Below are 14,879 nucleotides of genomic sequence, written 5' to 3'. Positions count from 1 at the left end.
TTCACATCTTTCGAATCATCTGGTCGAGGCACTGACAGGCGTGGCAGGGACCGCCTCAGGTTTTTGGACATCCTCGACGCCGCCCTTGGACGGGAACTGGCGATCGAGCCGATCCTGAGGGGCCGATTCGATTGGCCCCCGCGGGTCCTGCGGGCCGATGACGTACGGTGTCAGGAAGACGAGCAGTTCCGTGTTGACCTTGGTGGTCTCGCGATGCTTGAAGAGTTCGCCCAGCCCGGGAATATCACCCAAGCCGGGGAACCGGCGGACGATCGTTCCGTCCTGCTCCCGGATGATTCCGCTGATGAGGAAAGTGTGGCCGTCCTCGAGGACGATGCGCGTCGTGGTTTCGCGGCGGTCGATGATCGCACCGCCGAAGAGTGTCTGGCCGGGTACGATGTTTGACACCTCGAGATTGACGGTGAGGTCGACGTTCTTCTCCTTGGTGATGTGCGGCCGAACCCGCAGCCGCATGCCGACCGCTCGATAGTCGAAGGCCTGGGTCTGCGAGCCGACGTCGGAGGTCAGGGTGTTCTTGATGAATGGCACGTCCTGGCCATCGAAGAACTGGGCCTCGACGTTGTCGGCGGTGAGGATCTTGGGCTCGCTCTTGATCTTGAGGTTCGTGACCTTGCCCAGCAAACTGAGGAGGTTGTTGACAGGCACGTTCAGCGTGAGCGTCTGGTGTGTGCCGAACTGGTCCTTGTAGTCGTAGGTCAGGAGGCCGCGCAGCGCGTTCTCGGTGATGAGCGAATCGCCGGTGGTGAAGGCCGACGTATCGGTGGAGAAACGGAAACCCAGGCTCATCGAGTCGTTGAGCGTGATTTCGGCGACGACGGCGCGGACCAGGACCTGGTAGCCGGGCTTGTCCAGGTCGCGGACGAACCTGTCGATGGCTTCCGCGTATTCTTCCGGTGCGACCACCAGGAGGCTGTTCTGCTCGACGTTCGGCACGATGCGCAGCTTGCCCACCAGGTTGCTGGGTTGCTTGACCTTGATGTCGGCTGGCGGGTTCTGCCACCAGAACTGCATCTGAGTCGGGGTGGACTGCTTGTTCTGTTGGTCTGCCGGGTTCCGGGCTTGGTCGGTGTTGGAGTTGAAGGGCGACTGTTTGTCGGTGGACTCCATGAAGGTGCCCAATTGGCCGCGGCGGAGGATCGAAGTCGGCGTGCCGGGGGCGTTGAGCAGGGCGTTGAGTTGCTCCGCGAGGGTTTCCGCGTCGGCGAACTTGAGCTGGATGATACGGGGTAATCCGACGGTCTGGGGCCGATCGATTTCCTCGATCATCTTCTCGATGACTGCGTAGTTCTCTGCGTTCTTGCTGACGACAATGAGCTTGCCGGTCTCCGGGTAGGCTTCGAAGCGGAACTGTCCGAAGAGCCGTCCGACGGGTGTGGCCTGAGCGTCGGAGGAAGTCATCCGCCCGAACCAGTCCAAGATCGGCCGGTCCTTCTTGGTGAACAGGCTTTCCAGCAGGGTCTTGGTTTTGTCCGGGTCGGCGCACTTGAGATGGAAGATTCGCGGGGCGGCCTCGTCGCCGGCGAGCGGCCGATCCCACTCCTCGATCTGCTTGGCGATCCGTTCCATCATTTCGGGGGAGGACGCCACGGTGACGCTGTTGTTGCGCGTATTGGCGGTCACGGTGACTTTGGCCCGATCGGTCGTACTCCGCCGCCGGCTGGAGTAGTAGTCGTCATAGTAGTCGCTGAAGATGCTGTATCCTCGCGATCCGGTGCTGTCCTGGAACAGCTCCTTGATGTTGTCGGTGATCTGCTGAGCGTCGGCGTTCTTAAGGTTGAACGTTCGCGTGACCCGCTCGCCAGGCGGCACGTCGATTTCGTTGAGCCACTCCTTGACCATCCTCCGGTTCTTCTCTGAGCCTACGATCATGAGTCGGCCGGATCCGGCGAACGGGAAGATGCGCAGGGCGCTGCGCAAGGTCTCGTCGGGGATATTACTCAGCATAGCGGTGAGCTGGGTGGCGAGATCCTGGGTGTTGCCATACCGGACTTCGACGATTTCCTCCTGGGCGCTAGGCGGCTTCTCCTGATCGAGCGATTTCATCCAGACCTCAACCTGGGCAAGCACATTGGAGGGGGCCGCGACCACGATCGATTTGCGGCGAGGCTCGGGAATGATCAGGACGGGCTTCTTCTCGCCTTTGACCAGTATTGCTCCGGCCGATGCCGGGGTGGCGCCACTCTGATCGCTCGGCCCGCCACCTGGTCGTCGGCCATCGCTCGGCGAGCCGGAGGGCGGCCCGCCGGGTGATGGGCTGCCCTCGGTTCCGCCCGAGGTGATGGTCTTGACTTCGCTGCCGAGGTAACCGGCGATCAGCTTCTGGAGCAGGGGGATGATCTCGTAGACATCCACATGCTCGACGGGGAAGACGCGGAGTTCGCCGCCGCTGACGTCCGGCCGGTCGAGTTCAGCGATGACCTGGGCCATGACCTTCAACTGCTCGACTGCGGCCACCACGATCAGCCTGCCGGTGGACGGCTCAGCGGTGATGTGCCCATAGCTCGGAGTCAGCGGTTTGAGCACGTCCACCAGTTTCGTGGGATCATAGTGCTTGACCTCGAAGATCTTGCGGATGATCTGGCTGGCGGGTTTCACCGTGGCGAGATCAACGTCGGCCGGGACGGTACGGATCTGAGCTCGACTGACCTGGGCGATGGGAATGAGGTGAATTGTCCGTTCGCGCTCCTCGATGGCCACGCCCGCTTCGTGCAGGGCGGTTGCGAGGATATCGAGGGCCTCCTCCAAGGGTATCGGCTTGGGGTTGACCAGTGTCACCTGGGTGCTCTGCACTTCCTTGGCGACAATCACCGGCTTGCCCATGCGTTCGGTGAGGAATTTGGCGATCTCGCTGATCGGGGTGTTGGAGAACGAGATGGGTATTCTCGCTGGAGTGGCCGGCTGGGAAGCGGGCGCCGCGCTGGTCGCCGACGCCGACGCCGGAGCGGCCGCCGGTGCCGATGCCGGTCTGTCCTGCGTTGACCGCTGGCCCTGCGCGTCCGCCAGCGTGATGTCCAGCCCGACGATCGTCAACGCCAACCATCCGATCACGCTGCACTGTCGAACGAACGTACTCATCGCCTGCTCCTCCGGTCCGGTTCGATTTCTTTTAGCGGTGCTGGCGATCCCGAGGAACCTGGATCGCTGAACAACTTCATCGTGTCGGTCTTGCCTTCGTACTCCACGACCACCTCGTAATTGCGGATCGTTTTCACTTTCATGCCGTGGCCGGACTCGCCCTCGGCGATACCGACGGTCTTGCCGTCGGCAGTCCTGAAGAGCGCGACACGTCCCAGAACGCCGGTGAGCGTTGGCCGCGGGGTCTTGGGCCGGGGCGGAGCGAAGATGCTCCGCTTCCTGATTGCGGCACTCACCGCCGGTGGCTCAGATGGATCCGCCGGCGGCTGGGCGGGAGGCCTTGCCTTTGCGTGTGTGGCCGCGGGCGGGGCAACCGCCGGTTGCGTCCCGGCCGGTCGGGTGCCGGAGGGCTGTGTTTCCGCGGGCCGGCTGGTCGCGGGCTGGCTGCCCAACGGCCGACTCTCGGCCGGTCCGCTGCCCGCCGTCTGAGTGATCGTGCCACCTGCGGCCAGTGTTGCCGGAAGCCAATGCCGCCACTTGAGGTGCATAGCTGTCTGGTAAACGCCGTCGATGAGCATGAGCACGGCGATCGCCATCATGACGATTGAGACGCGGCGAGCGTATTGGCTCACGAAAGTCAGCTTGCCCATCGGTTGTCACCCTCGCTGCGAACCAGGACGGAGACGGCCAGCTTCACAGTGAGCGGGCCGGGCTTCTTGGGATCGCCGGTCAGCTCCAGTCGCTCGACGCTCATGACACCCTCGATTCGATGGACCGCGGCGACGAACTTGAAGACGTTTTCCCAATCGGCCTCGGCGTCGATACGGATGGTGGCCAAGGACAGGGTGCGGTCATCCGGCCAGGGTATCGGGTGGGTCCAGTTCGAGTTTTTCACCTGCATGCCGCTGGTTTGATAGGCGGCCACCAGCTTATGGCTCACCGACGTGATCTGTTCGCTGTAGGGCTTTGGCTCCAAGAGCAGGCCGGCCTTGCGCTCCCATTCGGCGATCTGCCGGGCCTGATAAGCGGCCTTGCGCTCCTCGCCGAGAATCCCGGCGACCTTGGCCGCGGCCTGCTCGTGGTCGGCCACCATGTCGTTGTATTGGCTCACCAGCGGATTGAGCGCGACGACGTACACGGCGATCATGCCGACCGCGACTCCGCCGAGCACCAGTGCACGCCTATCCCGATCGCTCATGTTCATAGGCCACCTCGTGGGAGACCGGCGGTGAACCTCCTGACGTCCGCCAGTTCGGCGCTCAGCGTGAAGCTGCCGCCCTGGCCGGGTTCGCTTCGTTCGGGATTCACCGACGCGAATCGCTCGCCAGTTCGCATGTCGTCCGCCAGCTTGAAGATCGCCTTGGGGTCGCTGGCCGTACCCTTGATGACCAGTCGCTGCTCGCGCGACAGCTGAATCGAGGAAATGACAATGCTGTCGGGGACCACGCGGCACAGGTCGGCGATCGTGCCCTCGACGTCGATTCGGTACTTCTCCAGCCGAAGCAGGGCTCGATACTTGGGTTCGATCCTAACCGCCGTTGACTGGGTCTTGTCCCATCCTTGCAGCAGGGTCTGCATCTGCCGGGTTTCCCATTTGATCGCAGCCACATGGATGACGAGGGTCACGATAAGCAAGCCGATGGCCGTGGCCATCCACGCCCACGGATAGCGCAGCAGCGACTCGACCCGCCTGCGTCCGGCCTCGATCCTGTCCTGTTCACGCCCGGCCAGGCGAATAATCGTGTTATGCTCGAACAGCCCTGCCAGGGCCAGTCCCAGTGCCGGGCCGAAAGCGGCAAGCTGACCTGAAGTGAGCGCGGTCCCGTCCAGTTCCACGAGTTGTCGGTTGGGCTCGACCGCTTCGACCGTCAGGCCCAGCGACTCGGCGATCTTCTGGCGAGCCGGGGTCGTCTCCGACGAGCCGCACCACAGCAACCGGTGCACTTCGCGAAGGGGGATCTCCGCTTCGATTGCCTGACGGCACTCGCGACAGGCAACTCCCAGGTCATCGGCCGCGACCCGGATCCGGCGCACCGATCGGGCGAGTCCACCGGTCAGCACGGCAATGACCCACTCGTCTGCCGTGGCCAGGACGATTCCCTCGGTGCCAGGATCGCAGCAGTGGTCAATGCCGTGTCGATACAGGGCCCCGATGGCCTCGGCCTCGGTGGTCATGGCGTCGACACGAAGACCGGCAGCGGCGAGAGCAGCCATATCCCGAGCGACCCGGTCGCGTGAAGCTGCCTGGGTGAGCACCCATCGGCCCTGCTGGCCTGCCGGGGCACGGTCGAGTTTTCGGCACTCCCAGGTCAGCTGGTCGATGGGCAGCGGCAGATCCGCCTCCATACGATGGGAGACCATTTGTCGGAGTCTCTGCTCGTCGGCGTCCGGCATATTCCACCATCGACTCATCACATCCGGGGCGGGAAGGGATGCGAAAACGGTGGTCATACCTCGCGATGACCCGTTTCCTCGGTGCGGGCTCTCGGGAGGACTGAGGCTTCCGCCGGGAGTACCACCTGCCGACGGAGTCGAAGGCTGCGCTCCCGGTCGATCCAGCAGCAGACGTTCCAGTCGGACGACTTCGATCCTCTGGCCCGCCTGACGCAGCTCCACGCGCCGCGCCGTGTTTCCGTACGTGTGTATGCCGATTGCGGCCCGTTCACTCATAGGCGCACCTGCGGCCCCACATCAAGGTGAGGACTCCAGCCAGTACAGGATCCGCGGCACCTTGGACCCGCGGTCCACCACGCATTCGATCGTCGCCTTGGCGAGGCCCGACTCCGTGTAGCCATGGCTCTGGATACGAAAAACCCAGGACCGCACGGTCACACTGTCCTCGAGCTTGGCGAACCTGTCCTTGGTCATTCCGCTGACGCTGAGCAGGTCGCCGATCGAGGTATACACACCACCGCTCTCACGGTAGCGAACGATCGCGTCGGCCAGCTCGTCGCCCATGTCTGGCAGGGCCCGGATGACCGCCCGCGGCGCCGTGTTGATGTTGACTCGTCCGGGCAGGATTTCGGCGTCCTTGAGCGTGAGTTCGTCGACCATACTAGCGAACACGGAGGCGGTGACCGGCTGATCGTTGGCGGGGCTGTCGCTGGATTCCTCCGACGAGTCGATGGCGATGCTCGGATCGCGTTGAACGTCCAGGAGGTCGACCAGATGCTCGAACTTCTTCTTTTCCCGAGCCTTGACGATCGATTCCGCCGCCCATTTGGGCAGCCCCAGGCGGCTCTTTAGTGTGTCGGTATCGGCGGAACTCAGGTTCAGGCGTTTCTGGCCACTGGCATTGGTGTTTTTCTCGTAGCTGTACGCGGTGAGGTAGGAGAACCAGCCGCGATCGAGCCGGCCGTCGGAGTTGTCTGGCGGATCACTCGCGTCGCCGTCGTCCTCATTGGGGTCGAGGATCTCGTTGCCGTTGGCATCCTCCCCGTAGAGCAGTTCGGGTGTCACTCCGCGAATCAGAAGCAGTTCGCGCACCGTCTTGACCGGTCCGTCGCGCATCGTGTACGGATGAGCCAGGCCGGTGTAATAGCCCCGGCCCACTCCGTCCGCCTGCGATTCCTGATTCGTGTTTCCTCCGCGCCACTCGACAATCGCGCCGGCGATGTAGTTGGTCATATGCGGCAGTCTCATCAGCTGCTCTCGACTTGCGTTGTTCACGTTGAGCTTGGCGTTTTCATCGCTGGCGCCGTATTGGATCCGGGGCAGATCACCATAGTCGCCGTGGAAGACGCTGAACCTGCCGCCGGTCAGCCTGATGTCCTGCATCGTGACCGGGTCGTCGTACCAGAGATCGGTCTCGGCCTGCACTGAACTGGTCTGATCCATAATGGTGGCGATGGCTGTCTCCACGCCGGCTCGGGCCGCCCAGTGGGCGGTCAGCCGATCGCGCTGGATGTTCGAGATGGTCATGTCTTGGCGAATCGCGAAGCTCAGTCCGCCGGCGAGCAGAGACAGGAGAGTGACCGACCACAGCACGAAGATCAGGGCGACCGCGGGTCGGCGCGGGTCGTGCGCGATCGGCTTGCAGCGCGGGCTGCGGCTCGGGAAAGGCGGGCGTGCTCGGCGAAACCGACGCCGTTTCATGGAGGCGGCCCTCCTGGACTTGGACTGGGGCCAGGGTTCGCTTCCTCTCGCTTCTTGCGATCTGCCGCCCGGTCGTCGACCGGCTCATTGGTGTGCAGGGCGACGATGGTCGAGAGCACCGCTGGTTCTCCCGAATCCTGCGCGTCTGTCATGTTGGCTGGCATGGTGCTCAGCGTGACCCGCACCGCCTGGGGTGCGCGGACCTCCAGGTCCGACCATTCATCTCGCCATTCGGCACCGGAGTAGTAGGTGAACGACAGCGTCATCATTCCCTCGGTCACGATGGTGCCGACGCCGCCCTCCTGGGGATGATCGTCGAGGGCGTGGTCCTTTCGGCTCAGCAACACAAGGCCGGGCCGTCCGGGACACTCGGCCAGGTAGAAGCTCTGCTCGTACTGGTCTGATTCGGCTCCTTCCGGCCGGCCGCGCACATCGCTGATCACCAGCAGATCGATGCGATCGTTGCCCGCGCCCCGGCCGCCACTACGACCGATGACGACCGGCCGCTCCTTGGCCGGGTCGCGGCGGACGTTGCGCAGTGCGGCCACAATCGTCTCCATCGCGTGTCGGGCCGCGGCCCTCTGGTCGACCCGTCGTTCGACGTTCTGGCGAGTGCTGGAGAGGGCTCGGGTCGTGCTCACGACTGACACGAAGAGCATGGCGGAAATGGTCAGAGCCGCGATGACCTCAACCAGTGTGAATGCGCGGACACGGCGGCAGGCGAGGTCCCCTCTCGCACCCATTGACCAAGGTGGTACACTCTTCTGGTCACGCGATCGATGCATTCCTCGGCACCCAAGACCGCGTTCGCTGACCAGCGTTCGGCACCCGCCCATTTCCGCCTTTCGCGTTAGGCGCCGGGTGATCGGCGGCGCTTCCTTACTCGTGTCCTCGCTTGTCACCGGTGCCCTGCCCTCTCCTGGTCGCTTCGTGTTTCAGTCTCTGCGTCCTTGGCCTGATAATCGTTTAGCCATGTCTCCAGCGACACTTCGCCGCCGCTGGGGCCACCCCACTCCACCTTCACCTGAACGGTGAACAGCTCGCCCACCGACTGCTGCTTGATGTCGATCGTCCAATCGTAGGTGGTTTCGTTGCGGTCCTCCGCCCCTTCGGTCGGATGCCCGAGCATCCAGACGTGAGCACCGATCATTTCGACTTCGGCGAGTTTTTCCTGGGCCAGATACAAGGCCGCCACGCGTTGTCCGCACCTCTGCTGATTGCGCGTCGCCAGCGTCGCCGAGGTCATCAGTCCCGCCACACAAGTGCTGAGCAAGGTCATGGCCACGAGCACCTCAATCAGCGTCATCGCTCGGACCTCCGTTTTGTTCGTCCCTACGCGGGAGGAAGGAGGAAGGGCGAGCCGCTCACGCCGTTCGCCTTTTGGCATTGCCATCCGAGTCATGCCGATCTCCATCTCAGTCACCCAGGTCGTACTGGTCTTCGGCGAACGTTGTGGTGGTCGCATCTCCGAGAACCACCTGTCCGCTGTGGGGGTGTACAATCACCTGGTACTCGTCAGCCTGGTGAACGAATCGGATCGATGCGCCGCTGGTCGTCCCGTCGGGCTGGAAGCTCAATCGTTGGATTCCGTTCATCGTCATCAGGCCATCGGGAGTCTGGTAGGCGCTTACACGTATGCTGCCGGGCCAACGGCCGGTCTTCAGCCACGAGGTCCGGGTGACTTGCGAGGTTCTCCCCGACCCCGTGCCGTGCAGCTCGGTTACGGCGTAGGTGCCGTGGTCCAGGTCAATCTCCATGGCGCAGGCTTGCCGGCGGGCCAGGGCATATTGCCGAGCGGCCTTGGCGGTGTGGGCGAATCGGCCGGCCGCCTCGCGGAGTTCGCTGCGTCCCATGGAACGCGACATCCGCGGAACGATGATTCCGGCCGCCACGGCGAGCAATGCCAGGGCGACGAGCAGTTCCACGAGCGTGAACGCCGTTCGCAGCCGGCACGTGGGCAAGTCGATGCATCTCGCGCCGCAGCAGGTTTTACCAGTTACCGATGTCGGCGTTCTCACCTTCGCCGCCTTCCTGGCCGTCTGCGCCAAGGGTGAAGATGTCGAAGTCCGCGTTGTGGCGGCCCGGTGCCAGGTAGGCCAGCTCGGTGCCCCACGGATCGAGAATGTCCTTCTCTTTGACGTAGGGGCCTTTCCACTTCTGGCCGGCATCGGCGGGCTGACGAACCAGGGCCCGCAGCCCTTCCTGGGCGGTTGGCAAGCGCCCGCAGTCCGCCTGAAACTCGACCACCTTCTGCTCGAGGACGGTGATCTTCTGCTTGGCGACCACGGCCTTCGCCTCGCCGGCCCGATTGATGAACCGCGGCACGATCAGGGCGGCCAGAATGCCGATGATTGTCATGACCACAAGGAACTCGATCAGCGTGAACGCATCCCGCTTCCGTCTTTCACGTCTCCATTCTCCGCTTCGCATAGCCGTCTCCTTGGTCTGGTCCGGACCAGTCATTCGTCGTACGGTGTCCTCCGGCGCGCTCGCGGCGCCGCTCTGGCCGCTGCCTTTTCATCGTCCCGGCATGCCTCCCACGCCCATGCTCTGAAACTCGACGATAGCCAGAATCAGCCCGCCCGCGATGAAACCGATCGCGCACGCGAGCACCAGAATCAGCAATACGGGCAGCACGGCGACCAGCCGGTCGAGGGTGAGCTTGGCCTCCGATTCGTGGACGTTTGCGGAGCGCAGGAGCATCTCATCGAGCCGGCCGGTGTTCTCGCCCACCCGGACCATCTGCACCAGCAACGGCGGGAACAGGCCGCTGCGCTGCAGTGGCATCGCGATTGACTCACCGCCCTGGATTGATCGGGCCAGTTCGCTCACCGCGTTGCGGATCACGGTGTTCTGGAGGGTATCGAGCACCACCGCCATGGCGGTCGTGATCGATACGCCGGCCTTGGTCAGGATGCCCAGGCTTCGGGCGAAACGAGCCGCCTCCGTCTGCCGGATGAGCCGTCCGAGAACCGGCATCCGCAGTTTGAGAGCGTCCCACCCAGGTCGTCCCGGGCCGCGGAGCACAATCTGGCGGAAGCCCGCGGAGACCGCGACAGCCCCGCCCAGCAGCAGCCACCAGTAGGCTCCCACGAAGTCGCTGATTGCCATGAGCATGCGTGTCGTCAGCGGCAGGGAGACGGCATCCGTGCCCAACGACTCGAGAATCCTGGGTACGATGAACGTCACGATGACCGCGATGGAGGCCAGGCCGACGACAGTGAGGATGGCTGGGTAGATCGAGGCGGTCTTGACCCGCTCACGCAGGTCGGCGGCTCGTTCGAGCATGTCAGCCAGCTGTCCCAGCACCAGGTCGAGCATGCCCCCGGTTTCGCCCACCCGGGCCAGGCGAACGTACATTGGACTGAACACCTTGGGGTGTTCGGCCAGGGCATCGGAGAAACTCGCCCCTTCCTGCACACGCTGCCCCAGCCGGCAAAGCAGGGTTCGTGTGGGGGAGTGGTCGATCTCGCTTCCCACCACATGAAGGGCGCTCATCAGAGGCAGCCCGGCTTCCAGCGAAGTGGCCAACTGCCGAGTCAGGACGGCCACCTGCTTGGATCGGATGCGAATCCGTTCACAGCCCTCGCGGCGGCTGAAACCGAGCAGAGACCGCTCGTCCCTCTCGGCGAGCTCGGTCACGCAGGTTCCCCGGGTCACCAGTTCGCGCAGCGCTTCGGCGCGGTCCGTCGCCTCGATGACCCCGCTGACATCCTGCCCTTCCACTGTCATCGCCCGGTACGAGAAGCTGGGCATGCCTCTGCCTCCAGCGCTCTTCCAGCTGAACCTTTGCCACTCGAAGCCTGATGAACACACGGCTCGCGCCTTGCGGGCGGGGAGACCAAGTCACGCCGGCACCGGAGTGCCGTTTTCCTGTTGTGCGTCCTGGGTTACGCGCCAGACCTCCTCGAGGGTGGTCACCCCGTCGAGGACCTTGCGATAGCCGTCTTGTCTCATGCTGGTGAAGTTATGGTTCGCGGCTCGTCGGATCTGGCTGCTCGACGGTCGATTCATGATCATCTCGCGCATGGCGTCGGTCAGGCGGATCATCTCAAAAATGCCGATTCGCCCGCGGTAGCCGGTGTTGCGGCAGTCCTGGCAGCCGCGCCCGCGGCGCAACTCCTTCCCGCCGAAGGTCACCGCGTCGCCGCCGAGTTGCTCCAGGGTGCGAACGGCGGGCTGGTACACCTTGTCGCACCGGTCGCAGACGACTCGAACAAGCCGCTGGGCGATCACTGCTTCAACCGTGGTGGCCAGCAGGAATGGCTCGATACCCATATCCAGAAGCCGGGTAATCGCCCCGGCCGAATCGTTGGTGTGCAGCGACGACAGAACCAGGTGGCCGGTCAACGCGCTGCGGATCGCAATGTCCGCGGTTTCCCCGTCGCGGATCTCTCCCACCATGACGATGTCCGGGTCCTGGCGGAGGATCGAACGGAGGCCGTTGGCGAAGGTCAGTCCGCGTTTGACATTGACCTGGATCTGGTTGACGCCTTCCAGGTGGAACTCAACCGGGTCCTCGATGGTGATGATCTTCTTGGCGGGTGTGTAGATGTGGTTGAGGGCTGCGTAGAGCGTGGTGGTCTTTCCGCTGCCCGTGGGGCCGGTCACGAGGATGATCCCGTGCGGTCTGCGGAGCGTCGCTCCGAATGCGGCCAGCAGATCGTCGCCCAATCCGAGTTCTCCGAGCTGGCGCATCGTGGCCGTGCGGTCCAGGATGCGCATCACCACGCTTTCACCGAACATCGTTGGCACGGTCGAGACACGGATATCCACACTCGCGCTAGGAGCGTTGAATTTGATGTGCCCATCCTGAGGCAGGAATCGCTCGGCAATGTTCAGCTGGGCCATGATCTTGATGCGGCTGATGATGGCTGCCTGCAAATGCTTCGACGGCGGAGCCATCTCGTGCAGTACGCCGTCGATCCGGTACTTCACCTTCAGCTCTCGTTCGAAGGGCTCAATGTGGATGTCGCTCGCCTTGTCCTGGACGGCCTCCAGGATGATCAGGTTGACCAGGTTGATCAGGGACGGCTCTCGGGCCAACTCGTGCAGGTGGCCAACGAGATCGCCGCCCTCGACCACTTCCGCATCCGTGCTGCCGTTGGCCAGCGAGTCGGCCATGCGAGCCGCGGACGTGCCGTAGTACCTGCGGAGGGCATCGAGCAGCTCACTCGGTCGGGCAAAGTGCCGAACGACCTCCAGCCCGCATACCGCGCTGATATCCTCGACGGCCCGAAAGTTGAAAGGGTCGGCCATCGCGAGGTGGATCCGCCCTTCCGCCATGGACAGCGGCAGGGCCCGGTAGCGCTGGGCCAGATCGGGCGGCAGACAGCGCAACGCTTCCTGCGCAACCTCAACAGTCCCAAGGTCCACGTGCGGAATCCCGCACTGGATGGCCAGGGCGTGGACCAGATCCTCTTCACGGATCAGGCCAAGTCGACAAAGACGTTCGCCGGTTCGCAGATTGTCGCCGTTTCCGGCATGGATGGTCTGGGCTAGACGGTCGGGCGTCAAATAACCCAATTCAACAAGGATCTCGCCGATTCGATTGCCTACCACTTCCCAGACTCCATAGCAGACACCGGCCGCGCCAGGACAGTCACGGGCGCAGGGAGAGACACCTCTGTACTAATAGACGCCGGAATTACCTTCCGTTACTGGTTTGTTGTTAAAAAACTGAAAAAAAAGACGCGTCCGGCTCGAGACCACTTTCAGGATCGACGTTCCGGCGGTCTCTAGCTCCTTATACACCAAGGCTGTGCGGAAGATGCGTTGCTACCTGGACGACCATCTGATAGCTACCGATTCACTCCAACTGGCGGGGTCACCTCACGCCCGGCATCACAACCGCATGGTAGAGCCCGGGAGGTGACACGCTTGGGTTTCAGTCCCACTTGTGACCCCCTCTGTGAGCCCATAGAATGCCTCCAGCGGGTCGGGGGGTTCAGGACCTCTTGACGCCGTAGGTCCGAAGACCTTGTACGTGGTTTTCGCTGAGCGTGGGAGAACAGTGTGGGACCGTCTGGGACCGGCGAGGGGGCATCAGGATCCGCGTTCTTGGGCAGAAGAGGAGAAGTCAACGATGAGGAACCCCATGGCCTGTCTTATTGCGGTGATTGTCAGTGCCGTGCTGACCTGCGCCGCCGGTTGCTCGCACACCGGTCGAGGAGGCCTGTTGGATGCGTCCGGCGAGCCGCTGCGTTTCGCCTTTATCGCCACCTGCGTGGACGAGGACTTCTTCAAGCCTGTCAAGAAGGGCATGGCCGACGCGGCCGCCAAGATGGGTGTAAAATGCATCTTCGTGGGCACGCCGGAGGTCGATCTCAAGGCCCAGGCGGAGATGGTTCGCAAGGCGTTGGCCGACGGGTATGACGGTATCGCCGTCTGTCTCATCGACGCGGAGGCGTTTGACGGCGTCGTGGCCGAGGCCATGGATAAGGGAATTCCGGTTGTTGCATTCAACACCGACGACAACCGGACACCGAACCGTCGACTCAGCGCGGTGTGCCAGGATCTGTACAAGGCCGGGCGCAGCGTGGGTGAACGGGCGTTGGAGTTCATTCCGGACAACAGCAAGATCCTGATGACTGTTCACTCCGACAGTATTTCGGCGCTCGAGGACCGGCTACGCGGTGAGCAGGACGTGCTGAAGGAGAGAGGGGTTACCTGGAAGCGGGTCGTCACCGGCACGACGCCGGAGGGATCGGCCGAGGTCATCACGGCGGCGTTGAAGGAGGATCCGGAGATTAAGGTCGTGCTCTGCACCGGGCAGGCGGATACGGAAGGGGCTGGGCTGGCGATCGAGAAGCACTTCGCGGGCAAGGGGTACGCGGCCGCCGGTTTTGATCTCTCGCCGCAAATCTTGAGACTGATCAAAACCGGCCACATCAGATTCACGATCGACCAGCAGCCGTACATTCAGGGCTTCTATCCGGTCGTTCAGTTGGCCCTGTACTGCCGATACGGGATCCGACCATCGAATGTGGACGTTGGAGCGACGGTGATCTCGGCGGACAATGTAAATGCGGTGGTGGGGTTGAGCGCCAAGGGATATCGGTAAGGTGGTCGTAGGCCGGCGACAGAAGTCGTTCTGGGGTGGTCCGGCCCGCTCGCGGAGTTCGTAGACGTTTATCCGGCGCGGGGCCACGTGAAGCGACGCAGATGTCGCGGTTCGTTCCTTGTCCGGTGCAGGCGTGATGGTCGCATGCGACGGCCCCGGCGTGGCTCAACGCCGGCGACTATCACCTTGCGGTAGACGACGGCTACATCCTGACATTCAGTCCGCGGCCGCGGAGATAGGTTTTGAGCTCCGGAATGTCGATGGTGTGGAAATGGAAGACCGACGCGGCCAGCAGAATGGTAGCCCCGGCCATGGCGGCGTCGTAGAAGTGCTCCAGCTTGCCCGCCCCGCCCGACGCAACTACCTGGCCGGATACGGCCTTCGCCATGGCCCGAATGACGGGGAGATCATAGCCTGTCTTGGCGCCATCCCCGGCCTTGCTGGTGGGCAGGATCACCCTGACGCCGAAGCTGTCGACAGTCCGGGCCCATTCAACCGCATCCGCCCCGGTGGCGGTGCGGCCGCCGTCGATGTACACCTCATAGCCGGAGGGCATAGCCTCGTTGCGGTCCACGTCGATGGCCACGGTGATTCGGTCGGGGCCAAACTCCTTGATCATCTCCCT

General features: G+C 63.5%; 13 protein-coding genes. 1 reads left to right on the top strand and 12 read right to left on the bottom strand.

What is annotated here, in order from left to right; all coding sequences use genetic code 11:
- Window positions 1-15: 15 nt before the first annotated feature.
- The 11 genes from KA354_08960 to tadA all read right to left on the bottom strand — a co-directional run bounded on the left by KA354_08960 (window position 16) and on the right by tadA (window position 12,753).
- Window positions 16-3,096 (bottom strand): hypothetical protein, encoded by a 3,081-nt coding sequence (locus KA354_08960; protein ID MBP7934761.1) that lies wholly within the window; start codon window positions 3,094-3,096, stop codon window positions 16-18.
- Window positions 3,093-3,746 (bottom strand): hypothetical protein, encoded by a 654-nt coding sequence (locus tag KA354_08955; protein MBP7934760.1) that lies wholly within the window; start codon window positions 3,744-3,746, stop codon window positions 3,093-3,095. Before KA354_08955 ends, KA354_08960 begins: the two co-directional genes overlap by 4 nt.
- Window positions 3,734-4,294 (bottom strand): hypothetical protein, encoded by a 561-nt coding sequence (locus KA354_08950; GenBank protein ID MBP7934759.1) that lies wholly within the window; start codon window positions 4,292-4,294, stop codon window positions 3,734-3,736. Before KA354_08950 ends, KA354_08955 begins: the two co-directional genes overlap by 13 nt.
- A gap of 2 nt (window positions 4,295-4,296) precedes the next feature.
- Complete coding sequence (locus KA354_08945) at window positions 4,297-5,508, bottom strand: hypothetical protein (protein MBP7934758.1); 1,212 nt, start codon at window positions 5,506-5,508, stop codon at window positions 4,297-4,299.
- A 279-nt stretch (window positions 5,509-5,787) separates the two neighbouring features.
- A complete protein-coding gene (locus KA354_08940) occupies window positions 5,788-7,191 on the bottom strand; it encodes a helix-hairpin-helix domain-containing protein (protein ID MBP7934757.1) in 1,404 nt (467 codons plus the stop codon).
- Window positions 7,188-7,976, bottom strand: a complete 789-nt coding sequence (locus tag KA354_08935) for a prepilin-type N-terminal cleavage/methylation domain-containing protein (protein MBP7934756.1) — start codon at window positions 7,974-7,976, stop codon at window positions 7,188-7,190. The genes KA354_08940 and KA354_08935 overlap by 4 nt, the downstream gene beginning before the upstream one ends.
- A 113-nt stretch (window positions 7,977-8,089) precedes the next feature.
- On the bottom strand, window positions 8,090-8,593 hold the full coding sequence (locus tag KA354_08930; GenBank protein MBP7934755.1) for a prepilin-type N-terminal cleavage/methylation domain-containing protein: 504 nt from the start codon (window positions 8,591-8,593) through the stop codon (window positions 8,090-8,092).
- 13 nt (window positions 8,594-8,606) lie between these two features.
- The gene (locus KA354_08925) at window positions 8,607-9,152 is read right to left on the bottom strand and encodes a GspH/FimT family pseudopilin (protein MBP7934754.1); all 546 of its coding nucleotides are present in this window, start codon (window positions 9,150-9,152) and stop codon (window positions 8,607-8,609) included.
- 28 nt (window positions 9,153-9,180) lie between these two features.
- On the bottom strand, window positions 9,181-9,621 hold the full coding sequence (gene gspG / locus KA354_08920) for a type II secretion system major pseudopilin GspG (GenBank protein MBP7934753.1): 441 nt from the start codon (window positions 9,619-9,621) through the stop codon (window positions 9,181-9,183).
- An 87-nt stretch (window positions 9,622-9,708) separates the two neighbouring features.
- Entirely contained in the window at window positions 9,709-10,947 is a 1,239-nt protein-coding gene (locus tag KA354_08915; protein MBP7934752.1) for a type II secretion system F family protein, read from the bottom strand.
- A 90-nt stretch (window positions 10,948-11,037) separates the two neighbouring features.
- Window positions 11,038-12,753, bottom strand: coding sequence for a Flp pilus assembly complex ATPase component TadA (gene tadA, locus KA354_08910; protein ID MBP7934751.1), 1,716 nt, complete (start codon window positions 12,751-12,753; stop codon window positions 11,038-11,040).
- 523 nt (window positions 12,754-13,276) lie between these two features.
- Between tadA and KA354_08905 the strand changes: the two genes are divergently transcribed.
- A complete protein-coding gene (locus KA354_08905; protein MBP7934750.1) occupies window positions 13,277-14,254 on the top strand; it encodes a sugar ABC transporter substrate-binding protein in 978 nt (325 codons plus the stop codon).
- A gap of 202 nt (window positions 14,255-14,456) precedes the next feature.
- Here the strand turns inward: KA354_08905 and KA354_08900 are convergent.
- Window positions 14,457-14,879, bottom strand: a 423-nt coding sequence (locus KA354_08900) for an imidazole glycerol phosphate synthase subunit HisF (protein MBP7934749.1), incomplete at its 5' end; no start/stop codon positions are given.

The sequence above is a fragment of the Phycisphaerae bacterium genome (assembly GCA_018003015.1).
Taxonomy (GTDB): Bacteria; Planctomycetota; Phycisphaerae; order UBA1845; family PWPN01; genus JAGNEZ01.
This window is presented reverse-complemented; position numbering and strand designations above follow the sequence as displayed.